Raw genomic sequence first — 21,223 nt, forward strand, 5'->3', positions numbered from 1 at the left:
CCATGGAGACAATTGAATTCCAGCAACTAGATGAAACATTATATTTTAAGCGATTAAATAATGGATTAGACGTATATATTTTGCCGAAAAAAGGTTTTTCCAAAACATTTGTAACGTTTACAACTAAATATGGTTCGGTTGACCGTACTTTTGTTCCGCTTGGAGAGACTGAACCAATTACCGTTCCTGATGGTATTGCCCACTTTTTGGAGCATAAAATGTTCGAAAAGGAAGATGGGGATGTATTTCAAAAGTTCAGCGAAGTAGGGGCACAGGCAAATGCCTTTACATCGTTTACAAGAACGGCTTATTTATTCTCGGCAACAGATCATATATACAAAAGCACCGAGACATTACTGAATTTCGTTCAAGAGCCTTATTTCACTGAGGAAACGGTTAATAAGGAAAAAGGAATTATCGGTCAGGAAATTACGATGTACGATGATCAGCCTGATTGGCGTTTATATTTTGGTGCAATTGAAAATATGTATCATAATCACCCTGTGAAAATCGATATCGCCGGTACGATTGAATCAATTGATGGTATAACGGCGGAGCATTTATACACATGCTACAACACATTTTATCATCCATCGAATATGCTGCTATTCGTTATCGGGGCAGTAGATCCTGTTGAAATGATGGCATTTATTGAAGACAATCAACGTAAAAAGACGTTCCCAGAACCGACTGATATAACAAGAATGTTTGATGAAGAGCCGACAGATGTTGCGAAAGCAGAACGCGTTCTTCACATGGATGTTCAAAAGCCGAAAGTTTATGTTGGATTAAAGGCTAAACAAGTCGATCTTAGCGGCGAAGAAATGCTCAAACATGAACTTGCTGTACAAATTGCCGTAGAATGCTTATTCGGGCGTGCTTCTTCGTTTTATACGGATGTTTATGAAGACGGCTTGATTGATGAGTCATATGGATATGATTTTACTTTGGAAAAAGGATTTGGTTTTGCTTTAATTGGATCCGATACAGAACAGCCAGAGCAGCTTGTTAACTTGATTAAAGAGAAGTTGGCACAGGCAGAAAGTGATAACTTATTCACGACTGAAGATGTAGAACGAATTAAACGCAAAAAAATCGGATTCTTCCTGCGAGCACTAAATTCAATTGAATTTATCGCAAATCAATTTACACGTTATAAATTCAACGATATGAACTTATTCGATGTTGTCCCGGTTCTTGAGACAATTACTGTTGAAGATATTGAAAAAGCATTTGAAACAATTCAAGGTGAAGACCAACAAACCGTGTTTACAATCATGCCGATTAGTGAGCGCGATAAAAAATGAAGAAATTTGCATTAGTGTGCGGTGCTTCCGGTGCGATTGGGCAAGCTATTTGTCAGCAATTGGCACAGGATGGTTGGTCACTCTATCTGCATTACCATACTGGGCATACTGTCATTGACGGTATGCTTCAGATTTTTACCGAAAAGTACCCGAATCAGGAATTTATGCCAGTAAAAGCAGATTTCAGCAGTGACACCGGTGCGGAGCAAATTGCCGCCCAAATTTTTTCGTTGCAGGCGATCGTCTATGCGAGCGGCCATGCATTTTATGATTTATTGGAAAATACACCAGCCGAGGAAATGACGAAACTTTGGCATGTCCATGTACAAAATCCAATGCGTACGACGGCATTGCTCGCGAACAAATTACGAGCGAATAAAGTCAGCTATGTACTTGTAATTGGTTCGATATGGGGTGATGTCGGTGCAGCCGGCGAAGTCGCATACTCAGCTGTAAAAGGCGCCCAGCACAGCTTCGTGAAAGCATACTCGCAGGAAGCGGCGTTTAGCGGCATCCGCGTTAATGCGATTGCACCTGGTATCATTAATACGAGCATGAACGCAAAGTTAAATGCTGAAGAGCGCGAAATGATCGAAAGTCAAATACCATTGCAATCATTTGGTGAGGCGATTGATATCGCGAATATGGCGGCTTTTTATTTGAGTGGACGAGCTAATTATGTAACCGGACAAATAATTCGTGTTAATGGCGGATGGTACATATAATTTCCCGATATCCGCACATACTATTTGTGCGAGAGGAGGGATAAGCCATATGGGAATTTTACAAAACTGGGAGCAATGGACAAGCTTTTTAGGTAAACAAGTATCTGACGCAAAAGAAAGCGGCATGCCTACTAAAATGATTGAGAAGGCCGCAGTTCAGATTGGTGAGTATCTAGCGAAAAACGTTGACCCACAAAATGAGCAAGAGCGTGTATTATCAGATTTATGGTCAGTTGCTGAGAAAGATGAAAAGCAAGCAATTGCCAGCTGTATAATGAAACTTGTTCAAAATAAGCCAACACATTAATTGAATTTTGAAAAAAATGTCACTCACAAATCAGTGAGCGGCATTTTTTTCGGTCTTAAGATTTCTGTAAGAGGTTTTTCAAAAATAATTTCAAGAAATCTAAGAAAAACGTGGGTTTCTAACTTTTCAATAGGTACAAAATCCGCTATGATGGAACTTATAAGAAATAAAAACGTTTCTATTACGAGGGGACAGATAAAAAAATGGGCGAATGGTATTTTGAATACGAAATTCAAGTGAATCGACCAGGTTTATTAGGCGATATCGCTTCGCTACTAGGGATGCTTCGTGTTAATATTGTCTCGATTAACGGTGTGGATGAAGGGCATCGAGGTATGTTGCTGTCTACAGAAAACGAAGAATCAATTCAACGGTTTATTTCAATCGTTTCCACAATGGAAAATATTAATGTGACCAGATTTCGTGAACCAAAGTTGCGGGACCGGCTGGCAGTTCGCCATGGGCACTATATCCCAAGGGATGCTGATGAAAAGAACACATTCCGATTTGTCCGGGATGAATTAGGAATTTTAGTTGATTTTATGGCTGAATTATTTAAGAAGGACGGTCATAAATTAATTGGAATTCGAGGAATGCCTCGTGTAGGAAAGACAGAATCGATTGTTGCTGCAAGTGTTAGTGCCAACAAAAGATGGATTTTCATTTCTTCTACAATGATTAAACAAACAGTTCGTAATGCTTTAATGGGCGATGAGTTTAATGGGAATAATATTTTTATTTTAGATGGTGCTGTGACGCGTCGTTCTACTGATGAAAGGCATCAGCAGTTAGTTCGGGAAATCATGGGAATGCCGACGATTAAAGTCATTGAACATCCAGATCTTTTTGTACAGCATTCATCATATAAAATAGAGGATTTCGATTATATTATTGAGTTACGCCACGATCCAGACGAAGAAATTACTTATGAAATAATTGAAAAGAACAATATGTTATCAAGTACCGATCATTTTGGAGGATTTGAATTTTAAAAATAAAGTAATTCATATTATTATGAATTAATTAGTTTAATATATTAAAAGTAGGTGTTTTTTTTGACAGAACTAGGAGCTCGCTTGAAAGAAGCGAGATTAGCTAGAGGCTATAGTTTAGAAGATTTACAAAATATCACGAAGATTCAGAAGCGGTATTTAATTGGAATAGAAGAGGGCAATTATGCGATTATGCCCGGGTCATTTTATGTACGAGCTTTTATTAAGCAGTATGCAGAGGCTGTTGGATTGGATGCGGATGAAGTTTTAACAGAGTATCGTAAAGATATTCCGGAGATTCAGAAAGAAGAGGTAGCGCAATCTTTCTCACAAAGTCCAAGTCGACGTTCAATGAAGGCATCATCTAGTAATAAAATGATGGAAACAATGCCTAAAATAATAGTAGCTTTATTTGCAATTGTTATTATCATTGTGATTACTACACTTTCTATGAAAAAAATAGGTAGTGTTCCAGATGTAGTGGAAGAAGATAATAAACCCGTTGAATATGAACAAAATCCAAACTCAACACCGAGTAAACCTGTAGAAGATACAGTGGAAAACAACGAAGAAGATGAAGAACCAGTAGTAGAACCGATTGAAGAAGATCCTGAACCTGCACAAGTTATTAGCTCAGGTGTTGTTTCCGGTGAAGATACAACGTTTGAAGTATCCGGAACAGATACATTAAATGTCCGTGTTGAAGTGTCAGGCGATACATGGGTTGGTATTCGTAATGAAAATCGTGATGAGAAAATCCCGGCACGTGTTTACAAAGCAGGAGAAATTGCGGAAAATGATTCAACATCAGATGGCTATGCAAGAATTCGTTTAGGAAACTCAAAAGTGGCTAAAGTGTATATAAATGATGTAGAATTAACATACGCACAAGATCTTATGACGCAAAATATTATTTTGAAATTAGTGAATGAAGAACAACAAGGAGAGTAGTCATCTATTAAGATGGCTCTTTTCTTTCGATGAAAGGTGTTAACAAATGAACATTCCAAATAAGATTACAGTCTCCCGCATTTTATTAATCCCAATATTTGTGATTATAATGATGTTTGATTTTGGTTGGGGGAATATGACGTTGTTTGGCGCAACGATGCAAGTGAACTATTTTGTTGGTGCACTCGTTTTTATTTTAGCGTCCGCAACGGATTGGGTAGATGGCTATTATGCCCGAAAATATAATTTAGTGACGAATTTAGGGAAGTTTTTAGACCCGCTTGCAGATAAACTGCTCGTTTCAGCTGCTTTTATATTATTGGTGGAAATTGATTTAGCGCCTGCCTGGATTGTCATTATCATCATTTCACGTGAGTTTGCGGTAACAGGCTTACGACTGATTTTGGCCGGTCAAGGTGAAGTAGTGGCTGCAAATCAGCTTGGTAAAATTAAAACATGGGCCCAAATTGTTGCGATTTCAGCATTGATTTTGCACAATACCATTTTTACTTTAGTTGGCATACCATTTGATATGATTATGCTATATGTTGCACTTTTCTTTACAGTATGGTCTGGATGGGATTATTTCTACATTAACCGTCGTGTATTGTTGGATTCAAAATAAATAAATATATTTCAAAAACTAGGTTAGATTTTCTTTATGGATAGGAATAGTAGTATTATGAATCCATATAGGATAAAACAAATTCCCGCACTTTTACGTTTGTACGGGGGAGTGTTTTTCTAATCTAGTTTTTCTTTTATTTTATATAGGGGGTCTTTGAATGAATGCAGAAATTATTGCGGTAGGATCGGAACTGTTATTGGGGCAAATCGCCAATACGAATGCAAAGTTTATTTCAAGTCAGCTATCTGAGCTTGGCATTAATGTATATTATCATACCGTTGTAGGAGACAATGAGGCGCGACTTCTAGAGGCAATCCGTATTGCAGAACAGCGTGCAGACCTTATCATTTTCTCTGGCGGCTTAGGACCGACAAAGGATGATTTAACGAAGGAAACGATTGCAAAGCACTTAAATCGTAATTTGGTATTTGACGAGACAGCACTATATGCAATTGAAGAGTTCTTTTCGAAACAAAAACGTCCTATGACGGAAAACAACCGTAAACAGGCACTTGTATTGGAAGACTGCGATGTGCTGCTAAATCAGCATGGAATGGCACCAGGAATGTTTTTATCCGAAAATGACCGTATTTATATTTTGTTACCTGGACCACCAAAAGAGCTTGAGCCAATGTTCCAATATGAAACAAAGCCGAAGCTAGCGGCACTTTTACATGATGGTGGCGTTATTTTATCGCATGTTCTGCGCTTTTATGGCATTGGGGAAGCTGAACTGGAACACCGTATACAAAAAATATTGGATGAACAAACGAATCCTACCGTTGCGCCGCTTGCTTCAGATGGAGAAGTTATGCTGCGGATTACAGCGAAAGCGCAAAATGAACAGCAAGCATTTCGTTTAATTGAATTAAAGAAACGTGAAATTTTGGATATCGTCGGAGAGTATTTTTACGGGGTTAATGATGAATCACTAGGTTTTAATCTTGTCCAAATGCTATTGGAAAATGAATTAACGATTTCTGCCGCAGAAAGTTTAACTGCCGGTCTGTTCCAATCAGAACTTGCGGAGATTCCTGGTGTCGCATCCGCTTTAATTGGCGGCGTCGTGACGTATACGAAGGAAACAAAAATAGAACAGCTCGGTATTTCTGCCGACCTTCTTGAAGAATATGGGATTGTAAGTAGTGAATGTGCTGCTGCAATGGCTACAAAAGTTCGCGAAAAATTTCATACAGATATTGGTATTGGGCTAACGGGCGCAGCAGGACCAGGCAGTCATGACGGTCTACCTGCAGGGGCCATTTGGGTAGGAATTAGTATCTGCGACCTTGAGCCCTTCACGTATCGTTTGCAGCTAACAGGATCCAGAAACACAAACCGGATTAGGGCGGTTAAATTTACATTCAGCTATTTAATGAGAGAGCTAGCGAAACAGGGTTATAAAAAGTTGATCTAGTTTAAGGTTTATTGGAAAACTGAGCCTTTGGAAGCGGAAAATAAGGCTTTCAGAAGATTTCTAAGAAAAAGCGAAAATATGTTCGCTTTTTTCTTGAATGTTATCTCATTAGCAAGTATAATAGAGACATAAGTTAAATAAAGCTTTTTTCTTAAGGAGGAAATAGTTTGAGCGATCGTAAAGCAGCGTTAGACATGGCGTTAAAACAAATAGAAAAACAATTCGGTAAAGGTTCTGTCATGAAGTTGGGTGAAAATTCAAACCGACATATGGAGACAACTTCATCAGGCTCTATCGCAATTGATGCCGCATTAGGTATAGGCGGGTATCCACGTGGACGTATTGTGGAAGTATACGGACCAGAGTCTTCAGGTAAAACAACGGTAACTTTGCATGCCATTGCGGAAATTCAAGCAAATGGCGGAACAGCTGCATTTATCGATGCTGAACATGCATTAGACCCGGTATATGCACAAAAATTAGGTGTTAATATTGATGAGTTATTATTATCTCAACCGGATACAGGTGAACAAGCACTTGAAATCGCAGAAGCCCTTGTACGTTCAGGCGCAATTGATATTATCGTAATCGACTCTGTTGCAGCATTAGTGCCAAAAGCAGAGATTGAAGGCGAAATGGGTGACTCACACATGGGTCTGCAAGCTCGTTTAATGTCCCAGGCATTACGTAAATTATCAGGTGTTATTAATAAATCAAATACACTGGCAATTTTCATCAACCAAGTTCGTGAAAAAATCGGTGTAATGTTTGGTAACCCTGAAACAACAACTGGTGGACGTGCCCTTAAATTCTACTCATCTATTCGTCTGGAAGTCCGTCGTGGTGAGGCAATTAAGCAAGGTACGGAAATTATCGGTAACAAAACAAAAATTAAAGTTGTAAAAAATAAAGTAGCACCACCATTCCGAACAGCGGAAGTGGATATTATGTACGGCGAAGGGATTTCGAAAGAAGGAGAAATCGTCGATATCGGTGCAGACCTGGATATTATCCAAAAGAGCGGATCATGGTATTCATACAATAATGAACGAATTGGTCAAGGCCGTGAAAATGTAAAACAATTTTTAAAAGAAAATCCTGCAATTAAAGAGGACGTTACAGAAAAAATCCGTCAACATTTCGGAATCGGTGAGCTTGGCTATACAATCGGTGCCAATGACACAGCAGAAGAAGAAATCGACGAACTGGAATTATTTGAAGAAGAAAAATAATTATTGTGTACCCAAGCGAATGGCTCCGCTTGGGTTTTATTTGTTTGTTTAGGGCAGGCAGGTTAGCTAGTAGCAAATGGCAATTATATAAGAGCAGTGACGAATATGTTGCTTGAAGTGGCGAATAAATTTCAAAGTGGCGATTAAATATAAGAGAGTGACGAATAAGTTACTGGAAGTGGCGAATACGCGCTGGGATTTGACGAATAAAATACAGGGAGTGACGAATAACCGGATGAATTTGGCGAATATATGTTTAGGGAAGTTCTTTAAGCGATACTTTCTTCATAAAAATGTGAGAGAAAGTTGAGGAATGTGTCTATAAAAACTATATAAGTGTCGAATAAAGTTATCTTTCCGGCAAAAAAGTCTCTCAAATCAATAAATATAAAAAAACCTTTAAACATGGCTATTCTTGACATACCTAATTATGAACTATACAATTAAAATGTATAATTTCTAAATTTTGAAATGAAATAGGCAATATGTTTGAATATTTGAAAACATATATAGCCGACTAGAAGAACATCAGACATATCAGCTTAGGAGGGATTAGTATTATGGAAATGATTCTCCCTGCTTTGCTAGGATTCGCTGTCGGTGTTGCTGTTATCTATTTTTACATGAAAAACGTGAATGAATCAAAAGTCACTGGTGCAAAGCATGTAGCTGAACAAATCGTAGAAGATGCGAAACGTGAAGCAGATGCTCTGAAAAAGGAAGCACTACTTGAAGCAAAGGATGAAACTCACAAATTTCGTTCTGAAGCAGAAAACGACATTCGTGACCGTCGTGGAGAGCTTCAGAAACAAGAGAACCGTTTATTGCAAAGAGAAGAAAATCTTGACCGCAAAGATGATGCTCTGAATAAAAGAGAGACGAGCCTAGAGCGTAAGGAAGAAGCTCTGGCAAGCAGACAACAGCATATTGAACAGATGGAAAGCAAAGTAGAAGAACTTGTTGCAAGTCAAAAAACAGAGCTTGAGCGTATTGCGGCTCTGACACGTGAAGAAGCAAAAGAGGTCATTTTGAAGGAAGTTGAAAATGAACTTTCAACTGATATTGCAGTAATGACAAAAGAAGCGGAAACACGTGCGAAAGAAGATTCAGACAAAAAAGCTCGCGAAATATTATCACTTGCACTACAACGCTTTGCAGCTGACCATGTTGCCGAAACAACAGTGTCCGTTGTAAATTTACCAAATGATGAGATGAAAGGTCGCATCATTGGTCGTGAAGGTCGTAACATTCGAACACTGGAGACGCTAACTGGTATTGATTTAATTATTGATGATACACCTGAAGCAGTTATTTTATCCGGCTTTGATCCGATTCGCCGTGAGACAGCACGCCTTGCACTAGAAAAGCTAGTTCAAGATGGTCGTATTCACCCGGCACGTATTGAAGAAATGGTTGAAAAATCCCGTCGTGAAGTGGATGAACAAATCCGCGAAACAGGTGAGCAGACAACATTTGAAGTAGGTATTCATAACCTACATCCAGATTTAATGAAAATTCTAGGTCGTATGAAATACCGTACAAGCTATGGTCAAAATGTATTAAAGCATTCTATCGAAGTTGCGCATTTAGCAGGGTTGCTTGCTGCAGAACTAGGTGAAGATGTTACATTAGCCCGTCGTGCAGGTTTATTGCATGATATTGGGAAAGCGATTGACCATGAAGTTGAAGGTAGCCACGTAGAAATCGGTGTGGAACTGGCAACGAAGTATAAAGAACATCCAGTGGTGATTAACTCAATTGCTTCTCACCACGGTGATACAGAAGCTACTTCTGTTATAGCAGTACTTGTAGCAGCAGCCGATGCATTATCAGCAGCTCGCCCGGGTGCCCGCAGTGAAACTCTTGAAAACTATATTCGCCGATTAGAAAAGCTTGAAGAAATTTCTGAAAGCTATGATGGTGTTGAAAAATCCTTTGCGATTCAAGCAGGTCGTGAAGTCCGCATTATCGTACAGCCTGAAAAGATTGATGATCTTGCTTCACATCGTTTAGCGCGTGATATTCGCAAACGTATTGAAGAAGAACTCGATTATCCAGGTCATATTAAAGTAACGGTAATCCGTGAAACACGTTCGGTAGAATACGCAAAATAAGCACTTGCCCTATTTATAACTATTAACCCCATTCCGTAGAAAAATTACGGGATGGGGTTTCTTGTTTAAATAAGGTTATGAAATTCTCAAAATTTGGTTGCATTTACAACAACATAGAAACAAATATAATATAGCCTTGAAAATTCATAAGGGACGAGGTTGCGTCTCGTTGTACATCGTTAGAGATAAAGGAAGTTTTGACTCTAGCAAATTCTAAATATATGCTTCTTAAATATCCTTCTATTACCATCAGAATATTCACGAAAAACGTTAGGGCAGCCCCAAATTTCATAAATCCCTTTTTTAAAAGCATTTTATATAAAATATTCAAAAGTATTTAGGGTGATATTATTCTAAATACTTTTTCTGTTTTAAAGAGTTAGATAAATTTGAGTAATGTACATTTCCTTTAATATAAGAAATATTAAAGGAATCTTACAATATTAGGTATATATTAAATAACTCGTGACTATAATATTAAAAAAGAATAGTTATGGTATTTTATGTAATCATTAGTAAGTTCATCCTATAATCTATTAACAGCAATATTCCAAGCTATCAATATAAACCTATCCGTACTATGCCTATTTTATTATTCTCACTTACATCCCACTAATCTCTGTAAGCTATTAGTAATGTGAAAGAGGAGGCTAGTTAATGCAAACAACATTAAGAGCAAAGCGTTTTACATTTGCGCAAATTGTGAAATTATCGCCGATTTTTGCAAGTAGGATGCTGTTTTGGAAAACGTTTAAATATAATTTGAACTTGGAAAACCCGCAAACGTTCAGTGAAAAACTTATGTGGCTTAAATTGTTTGAGGATGTAGAGTTCAAAGTGAGGTTTACTGATAAGGTGAAAATGCGGGAATATATGATTGCCCTCGGATATAGCCATTTACTAGTACCGATTATCGGTATTTTTGAAGAAATAGAGGACATTATTTTTGAACAATTACCAAGAAAATTCGTAATAAAATGTACCCATGGATCGGGGTTTACGATTGTCTGTGAGAATAAAAGAGAATTGGATTACCAAAAAACGAGATTACAATTAGCGGCAATGATGGCAACGAACTATGCACTTAGAAATGCGGAGCCTCATTATTCAAAGATTAAACCGAGAATTATTATTGAGCATTATATAGAGCCTTCAAGAAGCGACATTTCCAATGCATACAAAATTCATTGCTTCCACGGTGAGCCTAAAGTTATTGAACTTGCATTAGATCACAACACATCAAAGCAGCAAACAATTATGTTGACACCCGATTGGAATGATACGGGGTATATCGAGAAGAAGTTTCCTTATGAGATTTCGGAATCTAAGCCAAAACAGCTGGAAGAGTTAATGGCAATTGCTAAAAAGTTAAGTAAGCCATTTACGTATGTTCGCGTAGATTTAAATATCGTTGATGAAAAAATTTATTTTAATAAGCTGAGCTTTACTCCGGATGCTTGCCTAAATACCGAAATTAATGAGCAGGCCAACCGAGAGCTTGGGCAATGGCTTGAATTGAATATTGAGAAACGAAAACAACCTATTTCAATCGCTCGATCAAAATCTTAACAATGCTTTAAGTTATTTAATCAACTAATTCGCAAGGAGGATTTTACATGATTCCAGTTGTATCAATAATTGTCGCTACCAATAGTATGGAAGGCTCTGTTAAACAGTGTCTCCATAGCTTACAAAACCAATCATTGCAAGCGATCGAAGTGCTTATTATTAATCATGCTTTTACCGATGACACTGTCCGTCTTTGTGAAGAATTCATAAAAGAGGATGACCGTTTTCGTCTTATTGCATGTGATCAACCAAGTTTAAGTGAAGCAAGAAATAATGGAATAAAAGAGGCTAAAGGGAAATATATTGCATTTATTGATGGTAATGATTTCGTTGAATATACAATGTATGAAAAGCTGGTTCAGCGGGCAGAGCAAAAATATGCAGATTTCGTTTTATGTGGCTATACGAAATACTGGCCGGAAACGAATCGCAAAAAGCATTATAAAATCAATGAAGCGCTATTATCTAATTCTAATCCTGTAGATTATTTTCTGGCAAAGCATAATGAAGCATATGTTGTGGCGTGGAATAAGCTATTTTTACGGAAAATCATTCAGGATGAGCAACTGTATTTTGAAAATCGCACCTTTTTTGAGGATGTAGGGTTTGTTGCCCGTTATTTATCGTTTGCGAAAAAAATCGCAATTGTCAATGAGCCACAGTATAACTACGTACAAAGCGAGGGCAGGCCTACTAAAATCTACAATCCGTCCATCGCACAATCACATGAGCAAACATACTCACAACTCAAGCAGTTTTTTGATAAAAGGCAGTATCGAAATGTGATAGAAGCGTTAAATTTACGGCTCTATATTTACCGCTATCATTATGTATTATTGACAACTTCGAATACAAGGCATTTAAAATCCCTTGAACGGCAAATTATAAGGGAGAGTAAAAACTTCTCGCAGCTGCCGTGGAAACACCGGATGATGAAGCCGTTAGTAAGATTAAGAATATATCCAACGTTCTTCCGACTAGTACGTAAAGTTAAGGTATAAGAACTATTGTTTGCCAATAATTGAGGATGCTAAAACAAAATGACAAAGAAATTGATTGGAATGAGGGGGGCGACTCCTAGTGTACAAGCACTCGTGTCCTAGAAAACGTCTGCCCCCACAATGAAAATCACCCCCACTTTATGAGGAGGGGTCAAATTAATCTAAAAGCAGCTAAATGCATCATGGTTGACATCATTACCGTACAAATAGATTTATTCACTTTGATATTGGAAGGGGTAATGTCCGATGATTTTAGTCGTTGGGGGAGCAGGTTATATTGGAAGTCACGTTGTAAATCGATTAGTAGAAACAGAACAGGTAGTTGTCTACGATAATTTATCTACAGGTTGCCGAGAAGCAGTGAATGAACAGGCAATTTTTATAGAAGGTGAGTTAGCGGATGAGAAGCGTTTAACACATGTTTTTTCTCTTTTCTCAATAAAGACTGTTGTGCATTTGGCAGCAGCAAGCCCGGAAGTTGAATCTAATGAAAATCCACAACTTTATTATGAAAATAATGTTACAGCAACGTTAGTGTTGTTGAAGGTGATGCGGGAACATCATGTTAAAAATATTATTTACTCATCTACAGTGTTAACTTATGCCCGGACCAATGAGCCTTTACATGAGCAAAGTTATATCGAGACGACGAACTCATATGCAAGGTCTAAATACTTTAGCGAACAAATTTTGCAGGATTATACTTTGGCCTATAAGATGAACTGTATTGTGCTCCGCTATTTAAATGGTTCGGGTTCACAAGAAGGGGATTTAGTGAATGCCTTTTCTTTAGCATTGGAAACGGTTGCAAAAAATGAGCAGGTATTTAAAATTTATAATTTAGGAAATGGCCAAGGTTCCTTGGTAAAGGAAATAAAAGAAACTAATGAAGAAATAACGAATAATAATATTAATTTGTCCAGCAGCCGAATAGAAGATCAACCGGTATTTATTGAGAGTCTAAAAAAAATACAGCAAGAACTAGGCTATTATGCAGAGAAAAATCTGCAGCATATGATTTCTAATGCATGGAATGGTCACCAAAATAAAAATTTCAACTTCTGATTCTGTTACAATTCATTTTGTAGCAGTTTTTTTGCGTACATTCTAAAAACAATGGTAAAATGAATGCTTAAGATGAGAAAGTGTGGTTTTATAAAATGAAAGTATTATTTATTGGAGACATTGTTGGTTCCATTGGTCGAGATGCTGTTGAACAGTATTTACCTCGTCTAAAGAAAAAATATAATCTGGATGTTGTTATTGCAAACGGAGAAAATGCTGCAGCAGGGCGTGGCATTACACGTGCAATCTATAATGATTTGCTGCAAATGGGCGTAGATGTCATTACAATGGGCAACCATACGTGGGATAACAAAGACATTTTTGATTTTATCGATGATGCGGATTACTTAGTTCGTCCGGCGAATTTTTCAAAAGATGCTCCAGGACGTGGGATGACGCAAGTTTCGAAGAACGGTGTAACAATTTCAGTCATTAATTTACACGGGCGTGTATTTTTGCCGCCGCACGAAGATCCGTTTGCGATGGCAGTGGAAATGGTCGAAGAAGCGAAAAAAACGTCGCCAATCGTATTTGTAGATTTCCATGCAGAGGCGACAAGTGAAAAGATTGCATTAGGTTGGCATTTGGATGGTAAAGCCTCTGTTGTTGTTGGAACGCATACCCATGTACAGACAGCTGACAATCGTATATATCCGGGGGGGACTGCATATATTACGGATGTTGGTATGACCGGACCGTACGATGAAGTACTCGGTATGGGAAAAGACAATGTCATTTATAAGTTTTTGACTAATATGCCTACGCGCTATGAAGTACCAAAAAAAGGCCGTGCTGTATTGAGTGCATTCTTTGTCGAAATTGAAGATAAAACAGGAAAAGCGATCAGGCAGGAACGTGTTCTTATTAATGAAGACAATCCTTTTCGAGCATAGATAAAAGTAAATTTCGGACAAAATATAACACCTACCATTGAAAAAACTTGGCGATTGCCTATTTTTATTCAATGCGTAGGTGTTTTTTTAAAGGATATTAATTGAATAAAGTGAGTGAATAATTAGCAATTGCGGTGGAAACTATAGTTCATATGCTCTCTATTATAGTTGAAAAGAGTCTGAGGAGAATCAGGATGAAAAAAGCATGGAAGTGGCTAATTAGTATCGCTGTTGTTTTAGTCAGTACGAGTCTCATTGTAATTGTTAATGTATATGGAGATATAAAAAGTACAGCAAATGAAATTTATACACCGATGGACGAAAAATCATCTGATATACGGATGCAGCCAGTCGATATTACAACAAAAATGGAGCCGTTTTCAGCACTAGTTTTAGGGGTGGATGAACGTGAAGGTGATGTGGGGCGCTCTGATACGATGATTGTTTTGACCGTCAATCCAAACCTTCAAACGACAAAAATGCTAAGCATACCCCGTGACACCTATACCGAGATGATTGGAAAAGGGTTTAAAGACAAAATCAATCATTCCTATTCCTTTGGTGGAATGGAAATGTCGATGGAAACAGTGGAAAATTTATTGGGTATTCCGATTGATTATGTGGTGAAAGTGAATATGGTAAGCTTTGTCGATATTATAGACATCCTAGGTGGTGTTAAAGTTAAAAATACACTGAACTTCAATTTTCAGGGGGAACATTTTCCGATTGGGGAATTGGTGCTCGATGGAGAGAAGTCTTTGAAGTATGTAAGAATGCGCTATGACGACCCTACTGGTGATTTCGGCAGACAAAATCGACAGAAACAAGTCATTCAGGGCATTATAAACGAAAGCTTGTCAATAAAAAAAGTATGGAATTATAAATCAATTTTTAAAACTTTGGAGAAAAATGTGGAAATGAATGTTCCTTTTGATGATCTCCTTAGTATACAAAAAAATTATAGTGATAGTTTAAAAAAGATAGAGCAGCTTTATATGAACAAAGGCTCGAATGCGAAGTTGGACGGTATTTATTACTATATGCCGGATGAAGGTGAATTACTGGAGATTCAGGCAGATTTGAGAAAACATATGGAGATGTAGCAAAAGTTTATAGCAGCAGGTCCGATTTCATCAAGTAAATGCGATGGTTCGATACTAATTTTAAATATTGAAGTGTCGATAAAAAGGCTGTCAAAAAAGCCACGACTATTTTGGCTTCTTCACAGACAAAAATTTTAAGGGTTGTATTGAATAATCATAAATCACCTAACCCTCATCATTATTAAAATGAGAACTATAGTTTAGCAGATTAATTTTTCTTAATGTATCTATAATTTTGGAAGTCTATTTTGGAAATAGCGCGCATACAATGACGTACAGGCAATAAAAATTGTCTTAAAAGATATTGCAGTACTAGATGAGGGGGAAATAGCTGTGGATTCATTAAAAGTATCATCTCGTTCTAATCCTAATTCTGTTGCAGGAGCACTCGTTGCGGTAATACGAGAGCAAGGTTTTGCAGAAATGCAGGCTGTAGGTGCAGGTGCGTTAAACCAAGCAATTAAAGCAGTAGCAATCGCTCGAGGGTTTGTGGCTCCAAGTGGTACAGATTTAATTTGTGCCCCGGCTTTCGCAGACATTACAATTGCAGGAGAAGATCGGACGGCGTTAAAACTGCTCGTTGAAAAAAGAACTCGTTCAGCTAATCATCAATAGTCCTACACCCGCTTAGCACCTAAGTAGTGCTAAGCGGGTGTTTTTTATTTTCAGGAATTTTGTTATAACAAATACATAATAGTGAAACAAAATGTGAAAAATTTCGTTTCTTAAATAAACTGCATAAATAATCAAGATTACCCGCAAAACAAATTGTGTACAGAAACTTTCCGTCAAAGGTCTGATTTTTACTACTATATGACATTTGCAATAGAAGAGACTTACACTTCATGTTAAACTAATGTAGGAAAAATAACTATACGTAGCTCAGCTTGATGCCAGCTACATCCGAGCTAACAACTATATAATACAGAAATTTTAAGGAGATGTTGATATGTTACATCAGCTTTCATGGAAAGTCGGTGGGCAGCAAGGTGAAGGGATTGAGAGTACAGGTGAAATTTTCTCAATGGCAATGAATCGTTTAGGTTACTTCCTATACGGTTACCGTCATTTCTCTTCTCGAATTAAAGGTGGCCATACGAATAACAAAATTACGGTTCGTCCAACAGAAGTACGCGCTATTGCGGACGATTTAGATATACTAGTGGCGTTCGACCAGGAAACAATCGACGTAAACTATAAAGAATTAACACCAGGCAGCATCATTTTAGCCGATGCGAAATTCAATCCAACAAATCCGGAAGATTGTGTAGCACCATTATATGCTGTGCCATTTACGGAAATTGCGGCTGAACTTGGTACATCTTTAATGAAAAACATGGTTGCAATTGGAGCAACAGCTGCGCTTTTAAACTTAGATGAGGCAGTTTTCCAAAGTGTTGTTGATGAAATTTTCGGGCGTAAAGGTGAAGAAGTCGTAGCAAAAAATATTGAAGCGATTGAACGCGGACGTCAAGCAATTACAGAACAGATTGGTGACCGTGTAGGTACATGGGAGATTGCTCCTGCTGACGGGAAACGCCGTATGTTCATGATCGGAAATGATGCAGCAGCATTAGGCGCATTAGCAGCAGGCTCTCGTTTTATGGCAGCTTACCCAATTACACCGGCTTCAGAAATTATGGAATACATGATTAAAAAGCTTCCTTTAGTAGGTGGAGCAGTTATTCAAACTGAAGACGAAATTGCTGCAGCGACAATGGCTATCGGAGCAAACTACGGTGGTGTGCGTGCGTTTACAGCATCAGCGGGTCCTGGTCTTTCATTAATGATGGAAGCTATTGGTCTTTCAGGTATGACAGAACAGCCGCTTGTTATTTTTGATACTCAGCGTGGCGGTCCATCAACTGGTTTACCGACAAAGCAGGAACAGTCCGATTTAATGGCAATGCTTTACGGTACACACGGTGAAATTCCGAAAGTTGTGATTGCGCCTTCTACAATGGAAGAAGCATTTTACGATACGATTCAGGCATTTAATATTGCGGAAGAATTACAATTACCAGTTATCGTGATGACAGACTTACAATTAGCATTAGGTAAACAATCTGTTGAGCCTTTTGATTACAGTAAAATTGAAATCCGTCGTGGTAAAATTGTTGATTCAGTAGAAGATGAAGAAACAAAAGAATACTTTAAACGTTATGAAGTTACAGAAGACGGTGTATCACCGCGTGTATTCCCAGGTTTAAAAGGCGGTATTCACCACGTAACAGGTGTTGAGCACGATGAAACAGGGAAACCATCTGAAGCGCCGGGCAATCGTCGTAATCAAATGGACAAACGTATGCGTAAATTACAGCAAGTCCGTTTTGAAAATCCTGTGTATGTGAATGCCCCACATGAAGATGCTGATGTCTTATTAGTAGGCTTCAACTCAACGCGCGGTGCATTGGAAGAAGTACAGGAAAACTTAAATGCTGAAGGCGTGAAAGTGAACCACGCACATATTAAGCTGATCCACCCATTCCCATCTGAAGAGATGAGTGCATTAATGGATCAAGCGAAAAAAGTGATTGTTGTGGAAAACAATGCGACAGGTCAGCTTGCAAATGTTATGAAAATGAATATCGGTGGTCACGCGAAGACGAAATCGATTTTAAAATACGATGGTACTCCTTTCTTACCACGTGAATTAACAAACTTAGTGAAGGAGGAAATTTAATCATGGCAACATTTAAAGATTTCCGAAATTCCGTAAAACCTAACTGGTGTCCTGGCTGTGGTGACTTCTCCGTACAAGCGGCGATTCAACGCGCAGCAGCAAACGTAGGCTATGAACCAAGTGAATTGGCTATCATCTCAGGTATCGGTTGTTCAGGTCGTATTTCCGGGTATATTAATTCATACGGCTTCCACGGCATTCATGGCCGTGCGTTACCAATTGCACAAGGTTTGAAAATGGCCAACAAAGACTTGAAAGTTATCGCATCTGGCGGTGACGGAGACGGCTTTGCAATTGGTATGGGTCACACGATTCATGCAATCCGCCGTAACATCGACATTACGTATGTTGTAATGGATAACCAAATTTACGGATTAACAAAAGGTCAAACTTCTCCACGTTCTGCTGCTGGTTTCATTACGAAATCAACACCAGGTGGGGCAATCGAGCCGTCATTAAAACCGCTAGAAGTTGCTTTAACAGCAGGTGCGACATTTGTGGCACAAGGCTTCTCCACGGATATTAAAGAACTGACAGCAATGATCGAAGCCGGCTTAAACCATAAAGGCTTCTCATTCATTAACGTATTCTCGCCATGTGTAACGTACAATAAAGTGAACACATACGACTGGTTCAAAGAAAATTTAACAAAGCTCGCTGACATTGAAGGCTATGATTCTTCTAATCGAGAAATGGCAATGCAAACAGTAATGCGCCACGAAGGTCTTGTAACAGGCGTTATTTATCAGGATACAGAAACAACTTCTTATCAAGATAAAATTAAAGGCTATTCAGAGTTGCCGTTAACAGATATCGATATTAGCTTATCGGAAGATCAATTTGATCAACTTATTAAAGAATTTATGTAAATAATAATTTTAGGGCTATATAGGCTGAATTTTTCAGCTTATATAGCTCTTTTTTCATTTTGGAGTGAAAAGTGGCGAATATCTGGGATCGGGTGGCGAATATGTGAGATGAAGTGACGATTATGCTAAGTGATTTGACGATTATCCATTTGTAGATGGCGAATAAGTATAAAGTAGTGGCGAATATCACACTAATTGTCTAATATTTAATTATTTGTTTACGAATAATTTACTAAGTATTACTATAAAGTCATTTATAATTTAGGTAGTTTAAGTTTTTTTAGCATACTATTTTTTTGATATTTAATAGAAAAAAATAAAAATGTGAAAATTAATAATTATTTTCAGAAAAATAATGAAATTCAATAAAATAACTGGTATATTTAATCAAGAAGATATATTACTGAATAATATGTTAAATAATTCCATGTGTTAAAATACCTAATATTTTGGAATAAATATTAAGATTTTTGGAATAATTTCTTTTATTAAGTTGCTCTTTGTAGTAAAATAGAATTAATTATTATGTGTAAACTGTAATAATATTGGGTTTTTATGCTTATGTTAAGGTAGTGGGAAACACTTAACTCCAGTAAACAACGTGCTATTTTAAAAGTTGGGGAAACTGCTGTAAAAAAATATAAAACACAGCATGAATATTACATTTTAGGGGGATGGATTTTTATGAACAGTCAAATTCAACTTATGGTACCTGAGTGGTTTGTCCAAGATGAGCTGCATATTATTGAAACAATTATTAATAAAGTTTCCGGGACATCAGGTATTGTAATTGCTGGAGAAAACTTCGATGCTTCAAAGCAATACAATCCAATTGTACGTCTGTATACAATTGGCTTAGTTGAAGATCAATATGAATTAATCAAGGAACTCGATTCATTCCAATTTAAAACAGTAGAAGATGCGAAATTATTTTGCTCAAAGCTGCCTGAACTTAATGCTATTGATTTGATTATGCTTATGAATAAAGAAGAGCCTGTGCTTTCCGTGTAATAGATTATAAAGCTTTGTTAGATGAAATCTCATTTAACAAAGCTTTTTTTGTCGTTCCTTTCTGAGTGCCTCTATTTGTATTTTAATGTAGAAAGGCTACAATAAAGAAGAATAACATTATTAAGGAAGTGATTTAAATGGCTAGAGGTGTATATATTCACATTCCTTTCTGTCATCAGATTTGTAACTACTGTGATTTTAATAAAGTATTTTTTAAAAATCAGCCAGTTGATGAGTATATTGAAGCACTTGGGCGTGAAATGGCAATGACGGTAGCCAAAACCCCTGAAGCTTTTACTAATATTGAAACAATTTTTCTCGGTGGGGGCACACCTACTGCATTATCCGCACAGCAAATTGAAAAATTATTGCAGCTAATAACGAAACATATTCCCATGTCATCCGTAAAAGAATTTAGTAGTGAAGCAAATCCGGATGAACTCACTATCGAGAAATTACAAGCTCTTTACAATGGTGGAGTAAATCGCTTAAGTATGGGTGTACAATCTTTTGATCAATCCTTACTAACAAAGATCGGTCGCACACATTCCAATGACCATGTATATGAAACGATTCAAAACGCAAAAAACGTAGGCTTTGAAAATATTAGCATTGATCTAATGTATGGATTGCCTGGGCAAACGATGGAGCAGTGGCAAGATACGCTGGAAAAAGCATTGGCATTAAAGCTTCCTCATTATTCAGCATATTCCTTAATCGTCGAACCGAAAACAATTTTCTACATTCAATATGCAAAAGGGAAATTAAATTTGCCGACCGAGGATCTTGAAGCCAGCATGTATGGTGTATTAATGGATACGATGGAAGCGCACGGACTGCAGCAGTATGAGATTAGCAATTTTGCGCATGAAGGATATGTATCTACACATAATAAAATTTATTGGGATAATGATGAGTATGCAGGCTTTGGTGCAGGTGCTCACGGATATTTAAACGGCATTCGATACTCAAATGTAGCACCGATAAAAAAATATATCGAAACAGTTATGGAAGGAAATCTTCCACTATTGCAACAACATGAAGTGACAGTTGAGGAAAAGTTGGAAGAGCAAATGTTTTTAGGGCTAAGAAAAACGGCAGGTGTCACACATGAAGAGTTTGAAATTAAATTTAATCGATCAATGATATCGCTCTATGAAGAAACCATTTCACGCTTACATCAAGAAGATTTGATCGAATTTGATACAACGGGAATTCGCTTAACTAGAAAAGGGCGATTTATAGGCAATGAAGTTTTTCAACGTTTTTTAGTAGGGGAATAATTTGAAGATTAAGTGCTGTTCGATGTAAATCATCTACTGCGTGTAAAATAATCACAAAAAGAATATTAAAAAT

At 37.5% G+C, this 21,223-nt stretch carries 19 protein-coding genes; all 19 read left to right on the plus strand.

The genetic code is table 11. From position 1 onward, the window contains the following. Positions 1-2: 2 nt before the first annotated feature. The 19 genes from yfmH (at position 3) to hemW (ending at position 21,150) form a co-directional block, all read left to right on the plus strand. On the plus strand, positions 3-1,307 hold the full coding sequence (yfmH, locus tag H9632_RS01980) for an EF-P 5-aminopentanol modification-associated protein YfmH (RefSeq protein WP_191702439.1): 1,305 nt from the start codon (positions 3-5) through the stop codon (positions 1,305-1,307). Further along, positions 1,304-2,032, plus strand: coding sequence for an elongation factor P 5-aminopentanone reductase (ymfI, locus tag H9632_RS01985; RefSeq protein ID WP_191702440.1), 729 nt, complete (start codon positions 1,304-1,306; stop codon positions 2,030-2,032). The genes yfmH and ymfI overlap by 4 nt, the downstream gene beginning before the upstream one ends. A gap of 49 nt (positions 2,033-2,081) precedes the next feature. Next, positions 2,082-2,339, plus strand: a complete 258-nt coding sequence (locus H9632_RS01990; RefSeq protein WP_191698343.1) for a DUF3243 domain-containing protein — start codon at positions 2,082-2,084, stop codon at positions 2,337-2,339. 203 nt (positions 2,340-2,542) lie between these two features. Further along, positions 2,543-3,331, plus strand: coding sequence for a DUF3388 domain-containing protein (locus tag H9632_RS01995; RefSeq protein ID WP_191702441.1), 789 nt, complete (start codon positions 2,543-2,545; stop codon positions 3,329-3,331). A gap of 54 nt (positions 3,332-3,385) precedes the next feature. Beyond that, positions 3,386-4,282: a helix-turn-helix domain-containing protein gene (locus H9632_RS02000; RefSeq protein ID WP_318247656.1), complete on the plus strand. Its 897-nt coding sequence runs from the start codon at positions 3,386-3,388 to the stop codon at positions 4,280-4,282. A gap of 46 nt (positions 4,283-4,328) precedes the next feature. After that, a complete protein-coding gene (gene pgsA / locus H9632_RS02005; RefSeq protein ID WP_191702443.1) occupies positions 4,329-4,907 on the plus strand; it encodes a CDP-diacylglycerol--glycerol-3-phosphate 3-phosphatidyltransferase in 579 nt (192 codons plus the stop codon). A 160-nt stretch (positions 4,908-5,067) separates the two neighbouring features. Beyond that, positions 5,068-6,327 (plus strand): competence/damage-inducible protein A, encoded by a 1,260-nt coding sequence (locus H9632_RS02010; protein ID WP_191702444.1) that lies wholly within the window; start codon positions 5,068-5,070, stop codon positions 6,325-6,327. Positions 6,328-6,494: 167 nt separating this feature from the next. Continuing rightward, positions 6,495-7,559 carry a recombinase RecA gene (gene recA, locus H9632_RS02015; RefSeq protein ID WP_191702445.1) on the plus strand — a complete coding sequence of 355 codons (1,065 nt, stop codon included), beginning with the start codon at positions 6,495-6,497 and terminating at the stop codon, positions 7,557-7,559. A 560-nt stretch (positions 7,560-8,119) separates the two neighbouring features. Beyond that, positions 8,120-9,673 (plus strand): ribonuclease Y, encoded by a 1,554-nt coding sequence (rny, locus tag H9632_RS02020; protein WP_191702446.1) that lies wholly within the window; start codon positions 8,120-8,122, stop codon positions 9,671-9,673. A gap of 657 nt (positions 9,674-10,330) precedes the next feature. Further along, a complete protein-coding gene (locus H9632_RS02025) occupies positions 10,331-11,242 on the plus strand; it encodes an ATP-grasp fold amidoligase family protein (protein ID WP_191702447.1) in 912 nt (303 codons plus the stop codon). Between the two features lie 47 nt (positions 11,243-11,289). Further along, the gene (locus H9632_RS02030; RefSeq protein ID WP_191702448.1) at positions 11,290-12,243 is read left to right on the plus strand and encodes a glycosyltransferase family 2 protein; all 954 of its coding nucleotides are present in this window, start codon (positions 11,290-11,292) and stop codon (positions 12,241-12,243) included. Positions 12,244-12,489: 246 nt separating this feature from the next. Further along, on the plus strand, positions 12,490-13,308 hold the full coding sequence (locus H9632_RS02035; RefSeq protein ID WP_191702449.1) for an NAD-dependent epimerase/dehydratase family protein: 819 nt from the start codon (positions 12,490-12,492) through the stop codon (positions 13,306-13,308). 95 nt (positions 13,309-13,403) lie between these two features. Continuing rightward, entirely contained in the window at positions 13,404-14,201 is a 798-nt protein-coding gene (locus H9632_RS02040; protein ID WP_191702450.1) for a TIGR00282 family metallophosphoesterase, read from the plus strand. A gap of 194 nt (positions 14,202-14,395) precedes the next feature. Further along, positions 14,396-15,304: an LCP family glycopolymer transferase gene (locus H9632_RS02045; RefSeq protein WP_191702451.1), complete on the plus strand. Its 909-nt coding sequence runs from the start codon at positions 14,396-14,398 to the stop codon at positions 15,302-15,304. Positions 15,305-15,637: 333 nt separating this feature from the next. Further along, the gene (locus H9632_RS02050) at positions 15,638-15,919 is read left to right on the plus strand and encodes a stage V sporulation protein S (protein WP_191702452.1); all 282 of its coding nucleotides are present in this window, start codon (positions 15,638-15,640) and stop codon (positions 15,917-15,919) included. A gap of 334 nt (positions 15,920-16,253) precedes the next feature. Then, positions 16,254-17,987, plus strand: coding sequence for a 2-oxoacid:acceptor oxidoreductase subunit alpha (locus H9632_RS02055; protein ID WP_191702453.1), 1,734 nt, complete (start codon positions 16,254-16,256; stop codon positions 17,985-17,987). A gap of 2 nt (positions 17,988-17,989) precedes the next feature. Further along, positions 17,990-18,856 carry a 2-oxoacid:ferredoxin oxidoreductase subunit beta gene (locus tag H9632_RS02060; RefSeq protein WP_191702454.1) on the plus strand — a complete coding sequence of 289 codons (867 nt, stop codon included), beginning with the start codon at positions 17,990-17,992 and terminating at the stop codon, positions 18,854-18,856. Positions 18,857-19,540: 684 nt separating this feature from the next. Beyond that, on the plus strand, positions 19,541-19,867 hold the full coding sequence (locus tag H9632_RS02065) for a geranylgeranyl pyrophosphate synthase (protein WP_191702455.1): 327 nt from the start codon (positions 19,541-19,543) through the stop codon (positions 19,865-19,867). A 137-nt stretch (positions 19,868-20,004) separates the two neighbouring features. Continuing rightward, positions 20,005-21,150, plus strand: coding sequence for a radical SAM family heme chaperone HemW (hemW, locus tag H9632_RS02070; protein WP_191702456.1), 1,146 nt, complete (start codon positions 20,005-20,007; stop codon positions 21,148-21,150). Positions 21,151-21,223: the final 73 nt, after the last annotated feature.

Origin of the sequence: Solibacillus merdavium (assembly GCF_014836935.1) — a bacterium.
GTDB lineage: Bacteria > Bacillota > Bacilli > Bacillales_A > Planococcaceae > Solibacillus > Solibacillus ferritrahens.

Bases quoted from the DNA above. Each gene is read 5' to 3' on its own strand.
- yfmH (WP_191702439.1), top strand. From the start codon at position 3: ATGGAGACAATTGAATTCCAGCAACTAGATGAAACATTATATTTTAAG.
- ymfI (WP_191702440.1), top strand. From the start codon at position 1,304: ATGAAGAAATTTGCATTAGTGTGCGGTGCTTCCGGTGCGATTGGGCAA.
- H9632_RS01990 (WP_191698343.1), top strand. From the start codon at position 2,082: ATGGGAATTTTACAAAACTGGGAGCAATGGACAAGCTTTTTAGGTAAA.
- H9632_RS01995 (WP_191702441.1), top strand. From the start codon at position 2,543: ATGGGCGAATGGTATTTTGAATACGAAATTCAAGTGAATCGACCAGGT.
- pgsA (WP_191702443.1), top strand. From the start codon at position 4,329: ATGAACATTCCAAATAAGATTACAGTCTCCCGCATTTTATTAATCCCA.
- H9632_RS02010 (WP_191702444.1), top strand. From the start codon at position 5,068: ATGAATGCAGAAATTATTGCGGTAGGATCGGAACTGTTATTGGGGCAA.
- rny (WP_191702446.1), top strand. From the start codon at position 8,120: ATGGAAATGATTCTCCCTGCTTTGCTAGGATTCGCTGTCGGTGTTGCT.
- H9632_RS02025 (WP_191702447.1), top strand. From the start codon at position 10,331: ATGCAAACAACATTAAGAGCAAAGCGTTTTACATTTGCGCAAATTGTG.
- H9632_RS02030 (WP_191702448.1), top strand. From the start codon at position 11,290: ATGATTCCAGTTGTATCAATAATTGTCGCTACCAATAGTATGGAAGGC.
- H9632_RS02035 (WP_191702449.1), top strand. From the start codon at position 12,490: ATGATTTTAGTCGTTGGGGGAGCAGGTTATATTGGAAGTCACGTTGTA.
- H9632_RS02040 (WP_191702450.1), top strand. From the start codon at position 13,404: ATGAAAGTATTATTTATTGGAGACATTGTTGGTTCCATTGGTCGAGAT.
- H9632_RS02045 (WP_191702451.1), top strand. From the start codon at position 14,396: ATGAAAAAAGCATGGAAGTGGCTAATTAGTATCGCTGTTGTTTTAGTC.
- H9632_RS02055 (WP_191702453.1), top strand. From the start codon at position 16,254: ATGTTACATCAGCTTTCATGGAAAGTCGGTGGGCAGCAAGGTGAAGGG.
- H9632_RS02060 (WP_191702454.1), top strand. From the start codon at position 17,990: ATGGCAACATTTAAAGATTTCCGAAATTCCGTAAAACCTAACTGGTGT.
- H9632_RS02065 (WP_191702455.1), top strand. From the start codon at position 19,541: ATGAACAGTCAAATTCAACTTATGGTACCTGAGTGGTTTGTCCAAGAT.
- hemW (WP_191702456.1), top strand. From the start codon at position 20,005: ATGGCTAGAGGTGTATATATTCACATTCCTTTCTGTCATCAGATTTGT.